The sequence below is a fragment of the Streptomyces sp. NPDC093984 genome, assembly GCF_044764595.1.
GTDB lineage: Bacteria > Actinomycetota > Actinomycetes > Streptomycetales > Streptomycetaceae > Streptomyces > Streptomyces cynarae.
The window spans coordinates 1-1,089 of sequence record NZ_JBIWIM010000057.1; the positions used below are offsets into that span (position 1 = coordinate 1).

Consider the following 1,089-nt stretch of genomic DNA (forward strand, 5'->3'; position numbering starts at 1 on the left):
CAGGACGCGGCCGGGCCCGAGGTGCTGTCGGTGGACTACCAGGCGTTGATGGCCGCTGCCCTGGAGGCGGGAGCCGATGGGCTGGGTGCCCGGCGTGCGGCGGTGGTGATGGGCTGGGACAGCGCCACCGCTTCCCGTGTCGAGGGAGCGAGGGCCCGGCTGAAGCGACTGGTGGAACGGGGCTGGCTGGTTGAAGAGAAGCCGGGCAGGTTCATGCTGCCCGCGCCGGAGCACGACGCTGCTGGCGCTGGGCGGCCAGGCGGCGGCCCATGAGCATGGTCATCGACCACAGGATGACGCTCTCGCTGGTGTCGGTGCGCCGTTCGTAGTCACGGACCAGGCGCCGGCTGCGCAGGAGCCAGGCGAAGGATCTTTCGACGACCCAGCGGCGGGGCAGGACCTGAAAACCTTGGACGTCGTCGCTGCGGCGGACGATGTCGAGGACGACTCCGAGGTGCTGGACGGTCCAGTCGGTGAGGTAGCCGGTGTAACCACCGTCGGCCCAGACCCGCGCCAGCCGCCGGAAATGATTCTTCGCCGCAGGCAGCAGGACGCGGGCAGCGTCCCGGTCGGTCGTGGAGGCTGGCGTGACCAGCACGGCCAGTAGGAGCCCGAGGGTGTCGGTGAGCACGTGCCGTTTGCGCCCGTTGATCTTCTTCCCGGCGTCGTATCCCCGTGAAGCGAGGGTCACCGTGACGTCCGCCTTCACCGACTGCGAGTCCACGACCGCCGCGCTCGGCTCCGGGCTGCGGCCCTCAGCCAGACGGACGGCCTCGCGCAGCCGTTCATGCAGCTCGGCCACCAGCCCCGTATCCCGCCAGCGGGCGAAGAAGGCATACACACGCGGCCACGGCGGAAAGTCACACGGCATCGCCCGCCACTTGATGCCGTTGTCGACGAGATAGCGCACCGCGTCGATCATCTGCCGGTGGCAGTAGCCCTCCGGACGCCCGCCCCGGCCCGCCAGCCATCCCGGAACCGGCAGCAGATCCCGCACCGACGCCCACTCCGCATCGCTTATGTCTGAGCCGTACCGCGGTCGGCGCTCTGGCCGGTCAGCCGCATTCCCGAACCGATGGGCGAGACAGT

General features: G+C 70.1%; 1 protein-coding gene and 1 pseudogene. One reads left to right on the forward strand and one right to left on the reverse strand.

Features of this window, described 5'->3' with window-relative positions:
- Positions 1-273: pseudogene (locus ACIRC0_RS39715) on the forward strand (hypothetical protein); the annotation flags it as partial.
- On the opposite strand, the gene ACIRC0_RS39720 reads toward ACIRC0_RS39715, so the two are convergent.
- Positions 212-1,021 carry an IS5 family transposase gene (locus ACIRC0_RS39720; protein WP_403627034.1) on the reverse strand — a complete coding sequence of 270 codons (810 nt, stop codon included), beginning with the start codon at positions 1,019-1,021 and terminating at the stop codon, positions 212-214. The pseudogene ACIRC0_RS39715 and the gene ACIRC0_RS39720 sit on opposite strands and share 62 nt — an antisense overlap.
- Between the last annotated feature and the right edge of the window lie 68 nt (positions 1,022-1,089).